Raw genomic sequence first — 17,819 nt, forward strand, 5'->3', positions numbered from 1 at the left:
CCCGTTCCGCCTGCCGTTTCCGCGGCACGCAATCGAAAGGCAAGACCATGAAACGCCGCCTTTTCGCAACTGCCCTGTTCGCCGGGGCCGCACTGGCCCCGGTGGGCGCCCTTTCCATCCCCGCGGCCCAGGCCCAGGTCGTCGCCCGCCCGACCCAGACGGTCGTGCTGTCGATCGGCCGGGGCGAGCTGATCAGCGTGCCCGGCGCGATGGCCGACGTCTTCGTCGCCGACGAATCGATCGCCGACGTCCAGGTCAAGTCGCGCCGCCAGCTCTACGTCTTCGGCAAGGCCGGCGGCGAGACCACGATCTACGCCAGCAACGCGGCCGGCGACATCATCTGGTCGGCCAACGTGCGCGTGGGATCGAACATCGACTCGATTCCGCAGATGCTGACCCTGGCGATGCCCGAGGCGCAGATCTCGGTCGCCACGATGGGCACCAATACCGTGCTGCTGACCGGCACCGTCGCCGCGCCCGAAGACGCGGCCGAGGCCGAGCGCCTCGTCCAGGCTTTCGTGGGCGAGGAAATGAACGTGATCAGCCGGCTGAAGATGGCAACGCCGCTGCAGGTCAACCTGCAGGTCCGCTTTGCCGAAGTCAGCCGTTCGCTCGTGCGGGCGATCGGCGCCAACCTGGCCTCGTTCGACGGTTCGAGCGGGTTCAAGTTCGGCGTGACCACCGGCCGTTCGCCCTTCCCGCAATATGCGCCGGGCGGCGGGGTCTTCACCGGCGTGACCGAGGCGACCGAGGGCACCAGCGTCGTCACCGGGATCGACGGCGGGACCACGATCGCCGGGATGGGCCAGTTCCTCGGCCTCGATCTCGCCGGTGCGCTCGACCTCGCCGAACGCAACGGCCTGCTGACCACCCTGTCGCAGCCCAACCTGACCGCGCTCTCGGGCGAAACGGCCGAGTTCCTCGCCGGCGGCGAGTTCCCGATCCCGATCAGCCAGGGGCTGGGCACGACCGCGGTCGAATTCCGCAAGTTCGGCGTCAGCCTGGCCTATACGCCGACGGTGCTCGCCAATGGCCGGATATCGATCCGGGTGCGGCCCGAGGTGTCCGAGCTGTCGAGCCAGGGCGCGGTGACGCTGGAAGGGTTCCAGATCCCCGCGCTGACCATCCGCCGCGCCGAAACGACGGTGGAACTCGGCTCCGGCCAGAGCTTCATGATCGCCGGCCTGATGAGCAACAGCGCGAACAGCACGATCGACAAGGCCCCCGGCCTCGGCGACGTGCCGATCCTGGGCAACCTGTTCCGCTCGCGCTCGTTCCGCAAGGGCGAGACCGAGCTGGTCATCGTGGTTACCCCCTACCTCGTGAACCCGGTCGACGCGAACGACATCCGCCTGCCGACCGACGGGTTCCACGCGCCGAACGAGGCCGCGGGCCTGTTCGGGTACCAGGAAAACGCCGGCGTCAGCGGCCAGCGCCGCCCCGCGCCGACCACGGTCGAACGCGATGCGCCGCAGCCCGACGTGTCGCGGATCGATCCGCAGGCGGTCCTGCCCGGCGCGTCCGGCAACCGCCAGCGCAGCGCCGGCGGCGCGGCGCCCGGCTTCAGCCTGAAGTGAGAAAGGTGAACACGATGCCCAAGGCCATCAATCGTACATTCGCGGGCGCGCTCGCCATCTCGCTGGGCCTGTCGCTCGCGGCCTGCGGCGGAATGCCCCGCAACGCGAGCCTCTATTCGACCAAGCAGGCGGTGGTGGAGCGCACGAACTACACGCTCGACGTCCATGCCGGCCCCGGCGGCCTGCCGATTTCCGAGCAGCAGCGCCTGGCCGACTGGTTCGAGACCGTCGACCTGCGCTACGGCGACCGGGTCGCGATCGACGGTCCTTCGGCCGGCGGCGCCACGCGCGAGGCGATTGCCAACCTCGCCGCGCGCCACGGCATCCTGCTGAGCGAAGGCGCGCCGGTGACGGTGGGCCACGTCGCCCCCGGCAGCGTGCGCGTGGTCGTAACCCGCTCGATCGCCGAAGTCCCGGGATGCCCGGACTGGTCGGCCAAGTCGGACATGAACTACACCAACGCGACGCACCCGAACTACGGCTGCGCGGTCAACAGCAACATGGCCGCCATGGTCGCCAATCCCGAAGACCTGATCAGCGGCCAGACCGGCACCGGGGAAACGGTGGTCATGAGCTCGAGCAAGGCGATCAGCAGCTACCGCGAGAAGGCCCCGACCGGCGAAGGCGGGCTGCCGGCCGCGGGCACCGGCGCCGGGAACGGAGGAAACTGACGATGAATGCACCCTGGAAACCCAGCGGCAACCGCGACCCCTTCGCTGCATTCCTGTGCGACGAGGCCGCGCTCGACGTCCTGCGCCCGATCGTGGTCGAAATGGGCTGGCAGCCGGAAAAATGCGCGCGCGGCGGCCTTCGCAACGCCGTGCAGTCGCTGTCGGTAACGGCCAGCCCGAACATCCTGATGGTGGACCTGTCGGAAAGCGGCGACCCGCTGAACGACATCAACGCCCTGGCCGAAGTGTGCGAGCCGGGCACGGTCGTGATCGCGATTGGCCAGGTCAACGACGTGCGGCTTTACCGCGACCTGCTGGCCAGCGGCATCCACGACTACCTGCTCAAGCCGCTCTCCGCCGGGCAGCTGCGCGATGCGCTCAACCATGCCCAGGCGGTGTTCGCCGCCCCGCGCACGAGCGACCCGGCGGCGGCCAAGCGCCATATCTCGACCGCGGTCGTCGGCACGCGCGGCGGCGTCGGGGCATCGACCCTCGCGACCTCGCTCGCCTGGCTGTTCAGCACCGACCACGCCCTGCCGACCGCGCTGTTCGACCTCGACGTGCATTTCGGGACCGGCGCGCTCGCACTCGACCTGGAACCCGGTCGCGGCCTGACCGACGCGATCGACAGCCCGAGCCGGATCGACGGCCTGTTCATCGAACGCGCGATGATCCGCGCGAACGACAACCTCGCGATCCTTTCGGCAGAGGCGCCGATCAACGCGCCGCTGATGACCGACGGATCGGCCTTCGTCCAGCTGGAGGAAGAGTTCCGCCAGGCGTTCGAGATGACGGTGATCGACCTGCCGCGCAACATGTTGATCAACTTCCCCCACCTGCTGGCGGAAGTGAACGTCGTCGTCCTGGCGACCGAGATGACGCTGGCCTCCGCCCGCGACACGATCCGCATCCTCTCGTGGCTGAAGACCAATGCCGCGCACGCGCAGACGATCGTCGTGGCGAACAAGGTCCAGCCGGGCGTTACGGAGATCAGCAAGGCCGATTTCGAGGCCTCGATCGAACGCGCGATCGACTTCACCGTCCCCTTCGACGCGAAGGGTGCGGCCAATGCGGCCAAGCTGGGCCAGACGTTCGTCGACGCGAACCGCTCGAGCAAGGCCGGCGCGACCCTGCGCCGCGTGGCCGACCAGGTGATCGGCGCGAGCGACGAGAGCGCGCTGGACGACGAGCCGGCGAAGAAGTCGCTCCTCGGCAGCTTCGACCTCAAGTCGCTGTTGGCGAAGAAGGACAGGAAGGTCGCGGCCCCGGCCGAATGATCCGGGGCTGCCCGGTGCGCCGGCCGCGGCCGGCGCGAGTGGCAGGGAAAGGCAGGACAGGCGCATGAATATCATCCAGCTTCTGCTGGTCGGATGCGGGCTCATGGCCTTGATGGTCATCGGCTATATGCTGGTGTCCGGTCCCTCGGCCGCGAAAGAGGCGCAGCGGCGCATGGAGGCGCTGCGGTTCCGCCATTCGGAAAGCACCGACACCAAGGTCGAATCGCAGCTGAAGAAGGCCATCGCCGCGCGCAAGCCGACCGTCCACAAGGTCGCCGGCTCGACGTCGCGGATCGAGGCCCTGGCCCTGCGGCTCGACCGCACGGGCCAGAAATGGTCGGTCGCCCAGTACTTCTACGCCTCGTTCGGCCTGGCGCTGGCAGTGGCGGTGATCGTCTATCTCCGCTCGGGCGCCCCGCTCCTCTCGCTCGGCCTCGGCCTGCTCGTGGGCGCGGGCCTGCCGCACCTCGTCGTCGGCCATTTCATCAAGCGGCGCACAAATGCCTTCAACGCCCGCTTCCCCGACGCGATCGAACTGCTCGTTCGCGGGTTGCGGTCGGGCCTGCCGGTCACCGAGACGCTGCAGGTCGTGGCGCAGGAGGTCCCCGGCCCGGTCGGCGTCGAGTTCAAGGGCGTCGTCGAGCGGATCAAGATCGGCCGGACGATGGAAGACGCGCTGCAGGACACCGCCGACCGGCTGGCGATCCCAGAGTTCAACTTCTTCTGCATCGCGCTCGCGATCCAGCGCGAGACCGGCGGCAATCTCGCCGAAACGCTTTCCAACCTCGCCGACGTGCTGCGCAAGCGGGCGCAGATGAAGCTCAAGATCCGCGCGATGAGCTCTGAATCGAAGGCTTCGGCCTATATCGTCGGCGCGCTTCCGTTTCTCGTCTTCGCCATGATCTGGTGGATCAACCCCGGCTATGTCGGCGGCTTCTTCGAAGACGAGCGCCTGATCGTCACCGGCCTGGGCGGCCTGGTGTGGATGTCGATCGGCGGGTTCATCATGGCCAAGATGGTCAGCTTCGAGATCTGAGCGAGGACGACAGGACATGCCCGATACGCCTCCCGGCCCCACGCTCCTCGGCGTCGACGTCATCCTCGTCGGCTCAATCCTCGCCGGGATCGCCGCCGTCGCGATGATGTTCGCGATCTATGCCGCCGTCACCGTGAAGGACCCGATGGTGCGCCGCGTGCGCGCGCTCAACGCGCGGCGCGACGAGCTGAAAGCGGGCATCGTCAAGGCCAACGCGCGCAAGCGCCAGAGCCTGGTCCGCAAGTCCGAGGGGACCGAGCGGGTCAAGGACACGCTGGAGGGGATGAAGGTCCTCCAGCAGAGCCAGATCGAGGGGATCCAGCAGCTGCTGGCCCACGCCGGCTATCGCAACAAGGAACTGGCCGTCTACGTCATCGCCGGGCGCATCATCCTGCCGCTCGTGCTGGGCGGGCTCGGTTTCCTGACGATCTACCTCGTCAACTACTTCCCCGACTGGGGCCCGATGCAGCGCTTCGGCGCGATGGCCGCCCTGCTGATCCTGGGGTACAAGGGGCCGGAAATCTTCCTGAAGAACAAGGCCACCAAGCGCACCGACGCGATCCGCAAGGGCCTGCCCGACGCGCTCGACCTGCTGGTCATCTGCGCCGAGGCCGGGCTGACGGTGGACACGGCCTTCAACCGCGTGGCCAAGGAACTGGGCCGGGCCTATCCCGAGCTGGGCGACGAGTTCGCGCTGACCGCGATCGAGCTGTCGTTCCTGACCGAGCGCAAGATGGCGTTCGAGAACCTCGCCTATCGCGTGGATCTGGAATCGATGCGCGGCGTGGTGACGACGATGGTGCAGACCGAACGGTACGGCACCCCGCTCGCCTCCGCCCTGCGCGTGCTGTCGGCGGAGTTCCGCAACGAGCGCATGATGCGGGCGGAAGAGAAGGCGGCGCGCCTGCCGGCGATCATGACGGTTCCGCTGATCATGTTCATCCTGCCGGTGCTGTTCATCGTGATCCTGGGTCCGGCGGCCTGCTCGATCAGCGACGCCTTCGCCTCCAACCCCGGGCGCTGAGCGCGCGGCCGGCTGGCGGCGCGCGGGCGGCGGTCAGCCGGCGCCCGGATCGCCGAAGTCGGTATCGGGATCGAGCTGTCCCGCCCGGTCGCGCACGCGCGAGAGCATCCGGCTGAATGTCGCGCGCTCTTCGGCCGTGAAGGCGGCGAAGAGGCGCTGTTCCATCTCCCGCGCCAGCGGCATGATCCGGTCGTAGGTGGCCCGCCCTTCCCCGGTCAGCGCGAGGTGGTGCGAGCGGCCGTCGGTCGCGTTCGGCTCGCGTTCCAGCAGCCCGCGTTCTTCCAGGCTGCGGCAGGCGCGGTTGACGGCCACCTTGTCCATCACCGTGCGCTCCGCCAGGTCGCGCTGCGTCGCCGAACCGGCATCGCCCAGAACCGCCATGATCCGCCATTCGGGAATCCGCAGGTCGAACTGGTTGCGATAGACCTCCGCGATGCGGTTGCTGGCCGCGTTCGAGGCGATCGAAAGCTGGTAGGGCAGGAACTCGTCGAGCTTGGTCGGGCGGGCCGTGGAAGTCATCGGATGGTTTCTAAGGCAACCGGTCGCCTTGGCAAGCCGGCTAGCGATATTCGGGTTCGTCCCACCACGGGTAGAACGCCGGCATGTCGCGCGACGGCTTGAGCGGGAACTCCGGCGGCCGTTTTCCGAGGAAGCTCGCCACGCCTTCGGCCGCGTCGGCGGTGCGGGCCATCGAGTAGATCGCCCGGCTGTCCACCCGGTGCGCGTGCATCGGGTGCTCCGCGGCCGAGAGGCGCCACATCATCGCCCGGGTCAGCGCGACCGAGACGGCCGAGGTGCCGCGCGCGATCTCGTGCGCCAGCGCACGCGCCTCGCCCAGCAGCTTGTCCGCCGGGTGGACCGAGCGCACCAGGCCCGCGGCCAGCGCCTCCTGCGCGTCGAAGATGCGCCCGGTATAAGTCCATTCGAGCGCCTGCTGCATCCCCACCAGCCGGGGCAGGAACCAGCTCGAACAGGCTTCGGGCACGATCCCGCGCCGCGCGAAGACGAAGCCGTAGCGCGCGGTCTCGGCGGCGAGGCGGATGTCCATCGGCAGCTGCATCGTCGCCCCCACGCCCACCGCGGCCCCGTTGCAGGCGGCGATCAGCGGCTTGGTCGCGTTGAACAGGCGCAGCGCGAGGCGCCCGCCCCCGTCGCGCACGACCGGGTCCGAAAGGTCTTCCACCGCCTGTTCGGCGGCGAAGGGCTTCGCCCCGTCCTCGGGCGCGAGGTCCGCCCCGGCGCAGAACGCGCGATCGCCCGCGCCGGTGAAGATCACCGCCCGCACCGCGTCGTCGGCGTCGATCGCGTCCATCGCGTCGATGATCTCGCCCATCATCGTGCGCGTGAAGGCGTTCAATCGCGCCGGCCGGTCGAGCGTGATCGTCGCGATCCCCTCGTCGATGTCGAGCACGATCTGGCTATAGCCGCTCATCCTCTTTCCCCCTTCCCCCGCGAGACATGGACCACATGTTACACTGTCCTGGCCCAAAAAAACGGGCGCCCCCGAACCGGCGCAAATACGAACCGGGTCGGGGGCGCCAATTGTGGTCATCCCGCCACTATAACGCAGCAGGGACGCTGTAGGAAAGCGGTCAACGCGGGGCCATGCGGATCGCCCCGTCGAGGCGCACGTCCTCGCCGTTGAAATAGCCGTTCTCGATCATGCACATCGCCAGCGTGGCATATTCTTCCGGGTAGCCGAGCCGCTTGGGGAACGGGACCGAGGCCGCCAGGGCTTCCTTCACCTGCGGCGGCGCGGCGTTCATCAACGGGGTGTTGAAGATGCCCGGCAGGATCGTGTTGACGCGAATGCCCTCGCCCATCAGGTCGCGCGCGATCGGCAAGGTCATGCCGATCACCCCGCCCTTCGACGCGGAATAGGCCGCCTGGCCGATCTGCCCGTCTTCACCCGCGACGCTGGCGGTGTTGACGATCGCGCCGCGATCGCCGTCTTCGCCGAGCGGGTCGAGTGTCATCATCCCGGCCGCCGACTTCGCGATGCAGCGGAACGTCCCGACCAGGTTGATCTGGATCACCCAGTTGAAGGCGTCGAGCGGGAAGTGGCTGATCTCGCCCGTCTGCTTGTCGCGCTTGGCGGTCTTGATCGCGTTGCCCACCCCGGCGCAGTTGACCAGGATGCGTTCCTGGCCGTGTGCCTCGCGCGCCTTGGCGAACGCCGCATCGACAGAGGCTTCGTCGGTGACGTTGCATTCGCAGAAGACGCCGCCGATTTCCTCGGCCACTTTCTTCCCCTTCTCCTCCTGCAAGTCGAAGATCGCGACCTTGGCGCCTTTCGCGGCGAGCGCGCGCGCGGTCGCCTCGCCCAGGCCCGATGCGCCGCCGGTCACGACTGCGGGGGTATTGCTGCTGACTTCCATTGCTTCATCCTCTTCCTGATCCCCCGCGGGAGGCAGGGGCATCGTGCGATAGTGTCCGAAAACCCGCCGCGCTTATGCCGCGGCCGGCGCCAGGGTCAAAGCGCCTCGACGATCGTGACGTTGGCGACGCCGCCGCCTTCGCACATCGTCTGCAGGCCGTAACGCTTGCCCCGCGCCTTCAGCGCGTGGACCAGCGTCGCCATCAGCTTTGTCCCGCTGGCGCCCAGCGGGTGGCCGAGGGCGATCGCGCCGCCGTTGACGTTGAGCCTTTCCGGGTCGGCCCCGGTATGCTTCAGCCAGGCGAGCGGCACCGGGGCGAAGGCCTCGTTCACCTCGAACAGGTCGATCTGATCGATCGTCATCCCGGCGCGCTGCAGCGCCCTGTCGGTCGCGAACAGCGGTTCTTCCAGCATGATCACGGGGTCGCCGGCGGTGACGGTCAGGTTCACGATCCGCGCCAGCGGGGTCAGGCCCTGTTCCTTCAGCACCTTTTCCGAAACGATCAGGGCCGCGCTCGACCCGTCGCAGATCTGGCTGGAGGTCGCGGCGGTGATCGTGCCCTTCTCGCTCAGCAGCTTGACCGAGGCGATGCTTTCCAGCGTCGCGTCGAACCGGATGCCCTCGTCCACCGTGTGCATCTCGGTGCCCTCGGCCGTCTCGATCTCGACCGGGACGATCTCCGCCTCGAACGCGCCGCCCTCGGTCGCGGCGATCGCCTTGCGATGGCTTCCGAGCGCGAAACGGTCGAGATCGTCCTTGGTCAGACCGTGCTTGTTCACGATCATCTCGGCGCCCATGAACTGCGACCACATCACACCGGGATACTTCTCTTCCAGCCCCGGCGACTTGTAGGTGCCCAGCCCTTCCTTCATGTGAAACGTCGCGGTCGAGCCCATCGGCACCCGGCTCATGCTTTCCACACCGCTGGCGATCACGACATCCTGCGTCCCGCTCATCACCGCCTGGGCGGCGAACTGGATCGCCTGCTGGCTCGACCCGCACTGGCGGTCGATCGTCACCGCCGGGGTCGATTGCGGCAGGGTCTTCGATGCCAGCACCGCGTTGCGGCCGACGTGCATCGACTGTTCGCCCGCCTGGCTGACGCACCCCATGACGACATCGTCCACGCTGGCCGGATCGATCCCGGTGCGCGAAACCAGCGCATCGAGCGATTTCGCCGCCAGGTCCACCGGATGGACCCCGGCGAGTCGCCCGCCGCGCCGCCCCCCGGCCGTTCGCACCGCATCGACGATATAGGCTGCTGCCATGGCTCTTCCTCTCAGGTTTCGTTTTGCCACCGGTTACGCAGCAAAAAGGACACGGTCAAGCGGACCCGCCCCGCCGCCGCCCCGGACACGCGCGGAAAAGCGCGACTTTCCGATTGTTGCAAAATGGCGACATGCGTGGCCAATCTTTGACAGGCGCGACCATTTGGATTTGCGGGGAAGGGCAAGCTGGCGCATCCCTAGCCGCAGCGGGGCGGGCGTGCAGCCTGCATCCTCGCCCCGGCACAAAATGAAGCCCTCGATAGAGGGCGGATCCAAAGGGGATAGAGATCTCATGAAGAATTCAACCATTCTCAAGGCCAGTGCAGCGCCCGTGGCGCTCGGTCTTGCCCTGGCGAGCGCCCCGGCGTTCGCGCAGGACGCCGAGGGCGAAGGCACGGCCTCCGCGGCCGTCACCGGGCCGACGATCGTCGTCACCGGTTCGCGCATTGCCAACCCGAACCTCGAACAGTCGAGCCCGGTCCAGGTCGTTTCGGCCGACGACATCGCGATCGACCAGGCGACCAACGCGGAAGAACTGCTGGTCGACCTGCCCGGCGTGGTTCCCGGCTTCGGCAACAACGTCAACAACGGCAGCGGCGGCTTCGCGGCGCTGAACCTGCGCGGCCTCGGCACCAACCGCAACCTCGTCCTGCTCGACGGCACGCGCGTCGTGCCCAGCACGCTGACCAGCACGACCGACCTCAACATCATCCCCGTTGCCCTGGTCGAGCGTGTCGAAGTCGTCACCGGCGGTGCCTCGTCGGTCTACGGCGCGGACGCGATCGCGGGCGTGGCCAACTTCGTCCTGAAGAACGATTTCCAGGGTGCCGAAGTCTCCAGCACCATGGGCATCACGGAACGCGGCGACGGCCGTCGTTTCCGCACCGACGTGACGCTGGGCGCCGGCTTCGATGACGGCCGCGGCAACGTTGCCCTCAGCCTCGGCTACCAGAACGTGAACCCCGTCCTGCAGGGCGACCGCGAGATTTCGCGCAAGACCCTGTTCGTCGGCGGCCAGGAAATCGGTTCGGGCACCTCGGTCCCGACCCGGATCAACGGCGACCAGTACGATCCCGCTTCCGGCGACCTGGTCGATACCTACAACACGTTCAACTTCGCGCCGTTCAACTACTTCCAGACCCCGCTGGAGCGTTTCAACGTCTTCGCGACGGCGAACTACGAAGTGACCGACGGTGTCGAGCTCTACACCAAGGGCATGTTCACCAAGGCGACGGTCCAGCTGCAGCTCGCGCCGTCGGGCCTGTTCGGCGATGCCTACCAGTTCCCGCTGAACAACCCGTTCCTGACCGACTCGATCCGCAACAGCATCTGCGCCGAAAACGACATCGACGCGGCGACCTGTGCGGCGGCCGGCGCGGCCGCGGATCCGAACGATCCGGACTACATGGAAGTGCCGACGACGATCAATCGCCGTCTCGTCGAGATGGGTCCGCGTCAGACCGACTACACGACCAACCAGTTCCAGGTCTGGGCCGGCGTTCGCGGCAACCTGACCTCGCTGCTCGAGTACGACGTCTACGGGACCTACGGCGAATCCGATCGTAACCAGCGCAACATGAACTGGGGCCTCAAGTCCCGCGTTCAGCAGGCGCTGCGCGCGACCGACGCCAATACCTGCGCGGATCCGTCGAACGGCTGCGTCCCGATCAACCTGTTCGGCGACGGCCAGTCGATCTCGCCCGAAACCGTGGCGTTCATCAACCAGCCGGCCGGCAACACCGTGTCGACCTCGCTCGCCGTGGTCAGCGGCAGCATCAGCGGCGACCTGACGGAAGAAGGCTTCCTGGGCGCCCAGACGCCGATCGGCATCGCCATCGGCGCCGAGTACCGCGACTATTCCGCGTCGCAGATCTCGGACGTCTCGTTCGGCACGCAGGACGAAGTCCTCGGCACCGGCGCGCCGTCGCCGAGCTACTCGGGCGGCTACGACGTGAAGGAAGTCTTCGGCGAGATCATCATCCCGCTGATTGAGGATTCCTTCATCCGCAACGCCACGATCGAGGCCGGTCTGCGTTACTCGGACTACTCGAACACGGGCACCAGCCTGACCTGGAAGGCCGGCGGTTCGATCGAGCCCGTCGACGGGTTCAAGTTCCGCGGCATCTACCAGAAGGCGGTCCGCTCGCCGAACATCGCCGAGCTGTTCCTGCCGGTCACGACCGGTCTGGCAACGCTGGCGACCGACCCCTGCCAGGGCGCGGCGCCGGCCAACGACGCCACCCTGCGCAGCATCTGTCTCGCCCAGGGCGCGCCGGCCGGTTCGATCGGTTCGATCCCGGCCCCGTCCGCGGGCCAGGTCAACGCGACCAGCGGCGGCAACCCCGATCTCGACGTCGAAACGGCCAAGAGCTACACGCTCGGCGTCGTCCTCACGCCGAGCTTCGTTCCGCGCCTGGTGATCACGGCCGACTACTACAACATCAAGATCACCGACGCGATCACCACGCCGACCACGAACGACATCCTCGATCCGTGCTTCGGCCCCGACGGCAATTCGCCGAACCCGTCGGCTCCGGAATGCGCGCTCGTCGGGCGTAACCCGCTCAACGGCTCGCTCAACGGTGGCGGTGAAACGACCGGCCTGTTCCTTGGTCTTACCAACCAGGGCACGATCGAGACGAGCGGTGTCGACGCCCGTATCACTTACGGCATGCCGACCGGCTTCGGCGGTCTGGACTTCGATCTCGGCCTCAACTGGGTCGACGAGATCAAGTTCAAGGCCAGCCCGGCGTCGATCAACCGCGAGTGCGTGGGCCAGTACAGCTCGAACTGCAGCTTCTTCAACGGCGAAATCGTTCCCGAGTGGGCGGCCAACGCGCGCGTTACCGCCAACTTGGACGATTTCGGCGCGATCTCGCTGCGGTGGCGCTGGATCGACAAGGTCGTCTACGAGGAAATCCTGTCGACCGACGGCATCCTCGAGGATTACCTTGAGATCCCGTCCGCTCACTACTTCGACCTGAACGTGCGGGCCGACGTGAACGACAACATGGACGTCACCTTCGGTGTGTTCAATCTGTTCGACAAGAGCCCGCCGAACGTCAGCTCGTACATCGGCACGACCGCCCAGAACTCGGGCAACACCTATCCGTCGACCTACGACGTCCTCGGTCGCCGTTACTCGGTCACTGCGCGCCTGCGCTTCTGATCGAATACAGATCGACGAAGAACGGAAACGGCGGGCCTCGTGCCCGCCGTTTCTTTTTTTGGCGGGGTGACAAGTGCAAGGCGCGCCGATATGTCTTGCTCCATTCTTTTCGAGGGAGGACTTCGTGCGAATTTCGACTTGTCTCGCCGCAGCCGCAGCCGCCGCCGCAGTGCTGGCCACCCCTGCATCGGCCTCGGTGGCCGCGCCCGTCATCCTCACCCAGGCGGCCCCTGCCGCGACCGAGGAAGCCGACAAGGAAAAGCCGGGCCCCGACACGGTGGAATGCCGCCGCGTCAAGGTCACCGGCTCGCGGGTCAAGCGCAAGCGCATCTGCATGACGCTCGCCCAGTGGGAAGCGCAGGGCCGGTCGGGGCGCGCCATGGCGACCGGGATGCAGGATGCCGGCACGCTCGACGCGGCGGGCGAAACCGGGATGTGATCCGCGCCCAGGCCCCTGCCACGATAACGAGTTGGCGCTGGACGACGACAGCCTGATCCGCGGCGCGATCGCCGCGCGCAAGGCCGGCAAGGGCCATGCGTGGATCCCCCGGCTGGAGGAGCGCCTCCGCGATACGCCCGATAATTCCCGTCTCTGGCACACGCTCGGCACGCTGTGGCGCGCGGAGCTGGAGACCGAGCGCGCGATCGCCGCCTTCGTGCAGGCCGCCACGCTCGATCCGGCGAGCGCCGTTACCGCGCACGCGCTCGCCCGCGCGACGCTGGAGGCCGGGCTGCCCGCGGTCGATCGCTACGACGCGGCGCTCGCCCTTGCCCCGGGCGACGGCGCGCTGCTCGTCGGGCGCGCTTCCGCCCTCGTGGCCGAGGGGCACGCCACCCGGGCGATCGACGAGTTGCGCGCCCTGCTGCGCACGAGTCCCCAATGGGCGGACGGACACCGGCACCTGGCCGAAATGCTGGCCGCCCAGGGCCACGCCGAAGAAAAGCTCGCCACGCTCGACCACGCGATCGCCAGCCATCGGCAGGACGCGCAACTGCGCGCGACCAAGCTCGATATTCTCTACCGCGGCCAGGACTTCGCCGAACTGGCAGCCTTCGCCGACGACTGCGAGCAAGCCCTGGGCGCGAGTGCGGGGCTTTCCATCTACAAGGCGATCGCCCTGTCGGAACTGGGCCGGATCGCAGCGGCCGACGCGGCCTTCGCACCGCTCCTGCCGGTCGGTTCGCCCGAGCTTGCGAGCCACGTCATGCGCCATCACGTGCGCGCCGGGCGCCCGGATCGTGCAGCCGCCATCGGCGAGCCGCTGGCGGAGGCGCCCGGCGCCAACCATGTCTGGCCCTGGCTGGGAACAGCCTGGCGCCTGCTCGGCGACCAGCGGGCGCAATGGCTCCATCGCCCCGAATTCGTACGAACATTCCAACTGCTCGGCCACGAGGAGGCGGCAGCCATGGCGCGCTTCCTGCGCGGCCTGCACCGGTCGCGCGCCGAGTGCCTCGGCCAGTCGGTACGCAAGGGAACCCAGACCGACGGCCCGCTCTTCGCGCGGATCGAACCGGAACTGATCGCCCTGCGCCGCGCGATCAGCAGCCAGGTCGCGCAATACATGGCGGATCTGCCCAGCGACGAGCGGCACCCCCTCCCCGCCCGTCGGCCCGATCGTCCGCGCATCGCCGGGGCATGGTCGGTCCGCCTGACCGGAGGGGGGCACCACGCGAACCACGTCCACCCGGAGGGGTGGATCAGCGCGGCGCTCTACTTCGCCGCGCCGGAAAGCCCGCCCGAGGACCCGCGAGCCGGCTGGCTCGCCCTGGGGCAGCCGCCGGCAGAGCTGAACGTCGCGATCGATCCCTTGCGCGAGGTGGAACCCGCCCCCGGCAAGCTCGTGCTGTTCCCGTCCACGACCTGGCACGGCACGCGCCCCATCGGGAGCGGCGAGCGGCTGACGATCGCCTTCGACATCGCCCCCGCCCCGCCCGCTGCGAATCGCGACGGTTAACGCCGGCGAAACCTGCGCCCAGTGGCGCCCGACTGTTGCATTTCCGCTACATCGCGACGCGAACGTTTCGGGACAATCTGTTTTCATTTGCGACCAATCCCTTGCTGTCGCATCGGTTGTCTCTGAACAGGCCGGGGGCTTCGTGTTCCCGGCGTGTTTGACGACCTAACTTGCGCGCCGTTCCTTCGGCGCTTCAGGGGGACTGAACAGCATGAAACATTCACGACTCACCGGCGGCAAGGCACGTCTGTTCGCCGGCGCCGGCGTGGCAGCCCTGTCGCTCGCCGCGTTCGCAACGCCCGCATTCGCGCAGGACCAGGCGGCAGCCGACTGCGTCGATGCAGACGGCAACGGCGTCTGCGACGCCGACGAAGCCGACAATGCCGTTATCGAAAGCTCGGCCATCGTCGTCACCGGCACGCGCATCTCGCGCCCGACGCTGAGCTCGCCCACGCCGATCACCTCGGTCACGCCCGAAGAGCTGACCAATACCGGCGACATCTCGCTGGGTGACGCGCTGAACGACCTGCCGTCGCTGCGCTCGACCTTCAGCCAGGGCAACTCGACCCGCTTCATCGGCACCGCCGGCCTGAACCTGCTCGACCTTCGCGGTCTCGGCACCAGCCGGACGCTCGTTCTCGTCAACGGCAAGCGCCACATCACCGCATCGCCGGGCGATTACCTGGTCGACATCAACACGATCCCGGTCGACCTGCTCGAACGCGTCGACGTGGTGACGGGCGGCAATTCGGCGGTCTACGGCTCGGATGCCGTCGCCGGTGTCGTCAACTTCATTCTCAAGCGCGATTTCGACGGGCTCTCGATCAAGGGCCAGGCCGGCATCTCCGAGCGCGGCGATCGTGCGACGCGGTTCCTGTCCGGCGTCTACGGCAAGAACTTCGCCGATGGCCGGGGCAACGTCTCGGTCGCGGCCGAGTGGGCCAAGACCGATCCGCTTTACTTCAACGAACGGGACGAGCTGACCGGTGCCTACAGCGGGCGCTGCCAGTTCAACAACGTCGAAGGCGGCCCGCTCTACAACGGGTTCGACAACGAGCCGGTTTGCGGCATCCGCAACCGCTCGGTTTCCGACGGCGGCACGATCGGCGGCCTGGGTGACGGCGACGCGCTGATCTTCACCCCCGACGGCGACCTCGTGATCGACAACGGCGGCTATATCGGCCCGTTCACCGGCAACGTCATCGGCGGCAACGGCTCGACCCTGCGCAACACCGGTCAGCTCGCTGCCGGCCTCGAGCGCTACACGCTCAACCTGCTGGCGCGCTACGACGTCAGCGACGCGTTCCGCCCCTTCGTCGAGGCGAAGTACGTTCACATCGACGCCATCCAGGAAGGGCAGCCGAGCTTCTTCGTCGGCGGTCCCGGCTTTGTCGGCGGCCCCGACATGCGCTGCGACAACGGGTTCCTCAGCGCGCAGGCGCTGGGCGTGCTGCAGGGTTTCGGCCTCTGCACCGATCCTGCCACGGGCACGTTCCCGCTCTCGCGCTTCAACGTCGACTTCGGCGGCCGGGGCGAACTGCACGATCGCGATACCTATCGCATCGTCGGCGGTGTCGAAGGCACGTTCAACGACGACTGGAACTACGAAGTCTCGCTGAACTACGGCCGTCTCGAAACCGAGATGCGTTCGCTGAACAACCTGCTGCTGTTCGACATCGACGGCAACCCGACCGGTTTCAACGTCGCGATCGATGCCGTTGACGACGGGACGGGCAATATCGTCTGCCGCATCAACGTCGACGCCGATCCGACCAATGACGACCCGGCCTGTGTTCCGATCAACGTCTTCGGCTATGGCGCACCGAGCAAGGAAGCGCTGGAATACGTCAACACGACCGCGTTCCGCCAGGAACAGGCGGAGCAGTTCGTGGCGCTCGCCTCGGTGAGCGGCGACCTGTCGCAGGTCTTCGAACTGCCGGGCGGCCCGGTCGCTTTCGCCCTGGGTGCCGAGTATCGTGAAGAGAAAGCCTACAGCGCGTTCGACGACCTGACGGCGAGCGGGGGCACGTTCCTCAACGCCATCCAGCCGTTCGATCCGCCCAAGCTGACGGTCAAGGAAGCGTTCGGCGAACTCAGCCTGCCCATCCTGGCCAACATGCCCTTCGCCGAAGAGCTGACGATCAGCGGTGCGGCCCGCGTTTCCGATTACAACTCGGCGACCGGCACGGTCTGGGCCTACAACATCCAGGGCATCTATGCCCCGGTCCCGGACATCCGCTTCCGCGCGGCTTACGCGACCTCGGTCCGTGCGCCGACGCAGAGCGATCTCTACTCGCCGGCTTCGCAGAACTTCGCGTTCATTTCCGATCCCTGCGACCAGCAGAATATCGGGAACAACCCGAACCGGGCCGACAACTGTGCTGCAGCAGGCGTTCCGACGACGGCAAACGCGGCGCTCGTTGCCGCCTGCGACGGCACGTCGTTCCCGCTGGCGCTGGGCGATCCGTTCCTGAACTGCACGGCACGGACTTCCTCGACCTCGTTCACGCAGGGCGGCAACCCCACCCTGACCGAGGAGAAGGGCAAGTCGCTGACGCTCGGCGTCGTGGTCGAGCCGCGGTTCATCCCGGGCCTCAACTTCACGGTCGATTACTACAACATCGAAATCGAGGACCAGATCGCGGTTCTCGGTGCCCAGACGATCATCAACAACTGCTACGACGCGCCGCAAGGTATCGATAACCCCTACTGCGCGACCGTGCAGCGTGATCCGACCACGGGCCTGTTCGACCCGGACGTGGCGGTTATCGCGGGGGGCATCAACTTCGCCTCGCGCAAGACCGAAGGCATCGATTTCGACCTTGCCTATCGTCGCACGTTCGACAACGGCCACCGGCTGAGCTTCCGGGCCATCGCGACCCACCTGCTCACGCTGAACTTCTTCGAGGACCCGACCAGCCCGGTCAATCCGAACCGCATCAAGAGCGAACTCGGCGATCCGGACTGGGCCGCTTCGGCGAACTTCAACTACGACTTCGGCGAGTTCGACATCACCTGGTCGATGCGGTTCCTCGACTCGATGTACAAGAGCGCGTACGAGAACTCGAACCCCTACACCGGCATCTGCCCGTCCTCGGGTTCGACCGGTTCCTCGGGTGGCACCTGCACCCCGGGCGAGCTGACGACGCTCGATCCGGCCAACCCGGATCAGTTCGAGAAGCACACGTTCAGCTGGCGGACGTATCACAACATCCGACTGAACTACGAGCTGCCGGGCAACGACTTCAATTTCTTCATTGGCGTCGATAACCTGTTCGACAAGCAGCCGCCCTTCGGGCAGCTGGGCACCGCCGGTGGCGACCCGTACGACACGTTCGGCCGCTACTACTACGCGGGCTTCACGCTCGATCTCTGATCGGCCGTTGCACCGGGCCTCGGCCCGAACGGACAAGAGAAAGGGCCCCGGGAAACCGGGGCCCTTTTTCGTTTGTCCGCGAAATGGC

Annotated in this window: 13 protein-coding genes; 9 read left to right on the plus strand and 4 right to left on the minus strand. The window is 67.4% G+C overall.

Annotated features, from left to right (window positions below; genetic code table 11):
• The first annotated feature begins 47 nt into the window (after positions 1-47).
• From GRI72_RS10200 to GRI72_RS10220, 5 genes are all read left to right on the plus strand, one after another.
• Positions 48-1,577 (plus strand): type II and III secretion system protein family protein, encoded by a 1,530-nt coding sequence (locus GRI72_RS10200; RefSeq protein WP_160733823.1) that lies wholly within the window; start codon positions 48-50, stop codon positions 1,575-1,577.
• Between the two features lie 14 nt (positions 1,578-1,591).
• On the plus strand, positions 1,592-2,248 hold the full coding sequence (locus GRI72_RS10205) for a CpaD family pilus assembly protein (RefSeq protein WP_160733824.1): 657 nt from the start codon (positions 1,592-1,594) through the stop codon (positions 2,246-2,248).
• A gap of 2 nt (positions 2,249-2,250) precedes the next feature.
• Positions 2,251-3,525 carry a pilus assembly protein CpaE gene (locus GRI72_RS10210; RefSeq protein ID WP_160733825.1) on the plus strand — a complete coding sequence of 425 codons (1,275 nt, stop codon included), beginning with the start codon at positions 2,251-2,253 and terminating at the stop codon, positions 3,523-3,525.
• Positions 3,526-3,589: 64 nt separating this feature from the next.
• The gene (locus GRI72_RS10215) at positions 3,590-4,561 is read left to right on the plus strand and encodes a type II secretion system F family protein (protein WP_160733826.1); all 972 of its coding nucleotides are present in this window, start codon (positions 3,590-3,592) and stop codon (positions 4,559-4,561) included.
• Positions 4,562-4,577: 16 nt separating this feature from the next.
• Positions 4,578-5,585 carry a type II secretion system F family protein gene (locus tag GRI72_RS10220; protein WP_160733827.1) on the plus strand — a complete coding sequence of 336 codons (1,008 nt, stop codon included), beginning with the start codon at positions 4,578-4,580 and terminating at the stop codon, positions 5,583-5,585.
• A gap of 33 nt (positions 5,586-5,618) precedes the next feature.
• On the opposite strand, the gene GRI72_RS10225 is transcribed toward GRI72_RS10220, so the two are convergent.
• From GRI72_RS10225 to GRI72_RS10240, 4 genes are all read right to left on the minus strand, one after another.
• Positions 5,619-6,104 carry a MarR family winged helix-turn-helix transcriptional regulator gene (locus tag GRI72_RS10225; RefSeq protein WP_160733828.1) on the minus strand — a complete coding sequence of 162 codons (486 nt, stop codon included), beginning with the start codon at positions 6,102-6,104 and terminating at the stop codon, positions 5,619-5,621.
• 40 nt (positions 6,105-6,144) lie between these two features.
• On the minus strand, positions 6,145-7,017 hold the full coding sequence (locus GRI72_RS10230; RefSeq protein WP_160733829.1) for a crotonase/enoyl-CoA hydratase family protein: 873 nt from the start codon (positions 7,015-7,017) through the stop codon (positions 6,145-6,147).
• Between the two features lie 160 nt (positions 7,018-7,177).
• On the minus strand, positions 7,178-7,963 hold the full coding sequence (locus tag GRI72_RS10235; RefSeq protein WP_160733830.1) for an SDR family NAD(P)-dependent oxidoreductase: 786 nt from the start codon (positions 7,961-7,963) through the stop codon (positions 7,178-7,180).
• 95 nt (positions 7,964-8,058) lie between these two features.
• Complete coding sequence (locus tag GRI72_RS10240; protein WP_160733831.1) at positions 8,059-9,231, minus strand: acetyl-CoA C-acetyltransferase; 1,173 nt, start codon at positions 9,229-9,231, stop codon at positions 8,059-8,061.
• A 292-nt stretch (positions 9,232-9,523) separates the two neighbouring features.
• Here GRI72_RS10240 and GRI72_RS10245 point away from each other — a divergent pair, with 292 nt between their 5' ends.
• The 4 genes from GRI72_RS10245 to GRI72_RS10260 all read left to right on the plus strand — a co-directional run bounded on the left by GRI72_RS10245 (position 9,524) and on the right by GRI72_RS10260 (position 17,731).
• Entirely contained in the window at positions 9,524-12,400 is a 2,877-nt protein-coding gene (locus tag GRI72_RS10245; protein ID WP_160733832.1) for a TonB-dependent receptor plug domain-containing protein, read from the plus strand.
• Between the two features lie 124 nt (positions 12,401-12,524).
• Positions 12,525-12,839 carry a hypothetical protein gene (locus GRI72_RS10250; RefSeq protein WP_160733833.1) on the plus strand — a complete coding sequence of 105 codons (315 nt, stop codon included), beginning with the start codon at positions 12,525-12,527 and terminating at the stop codon, positions 12,837-12,839.
• A gap of 31 nt (positions 12,840-12,870) precedes the next feature.
• Positions 12,871-14,355, plus strand: a complete 1,485-nt coding sequence (locus tag GRI72_RS10255) for a 2OG-Fe(II) oxygenase family protein (RefSeq protein ID WP_160733834.1) — start codon at positions 12,871-12,873, stop codon at positions 14,353-14,355.
• A gap of 211 nt (positions 14,356-14,566) precedes the next feature.
• Positions 14,567-17,731: a TonB-dependent receptor domain-containing protein gene (locus GRI72_RS10260; RefSeq protein WP_160733835.1), complete on the plus strand. Its 3,165-nt coding sequence runs from the start codon at positions 14,567-14,569 to the stop codon at positions 17,729-17,731.
• The last annotated feature ends 88 nt before the right edge of the window (positions 17,732-17,819 follow it).

Source organism: Pelagerythrobacter marinus, assembly GCF_009827515.1.
GTDB classification, from domain to species: Bacteria; Pseudomonadota; Alphaproteobacteria; order Sphingomonadales; family Sphingomonadaceae; genus Pelagerythrobacter; species Pelagerythrobacter marinus.